Origin of the sequence: Bowmanella yangjiangensis (assembly GCF_017255015.1) — a bacterium.
GTDB lineage: Bacteria > Pseudomonadota > Gammaproteobacteria > Enterobacterales > Alteromonadaceae > Bowmanella > Bowmanella yangjiangensis.
The window spans coordinates 1-353 of the sequence record NZ_JAFKCS010000758.1 but is presented as its reverse complement, the minus strand read 5'-3'; the positions used below and the strand labels follow the sequence as shown (position 1 = coordinate 353).

Below are 353 nucleotides of genomic sequence, written 5' to 3'. Positions count from 1 at the left end.
CCTGCCGCACGGCGCCATCGCCTTGTACGGCTCGCCCGTCGCCGAGCTGCAGGGCTTCGTCTGGCAGGAGCGGGCCATCGGTTTGCTGTGTCAGCTGGAGTGCGACGGCGCCAGCCTGGACGAGCGCCTGCAGCAGGACGCGGCCGAACCGGGGCGCTCCACTGCACAGGACATCGCCGCCATTCGTGACGGCGCGCCGCACGCCGCCTCGGCCAACGCCACGCTGTTTCGCGTGCTCGATTACCTCTCGGGTGCTCATGCCCACATGACCTGAACACCCTTTTGCGAGTCTGTCGCGACGCCCCGTTCTACCGCCGGGGCGTGTTTTCTTCTGCCGTCAGCCGACCTGTTTC

At 68.3% G+C, this 353-nt stretch carries 1 protein-coding gene; it reads left to right on the top strand.

The genetic code is table 11. From position 1 onward, the window contains the following. On the top strand, positions 1–274 hold a 274-nt coding region (locus J0A65_RS26565), incomplete at its 5' end, for a hypothetical protein (protein WP_206597171.1). Positions 275–353: the final 79 nt, after the last annotated feature.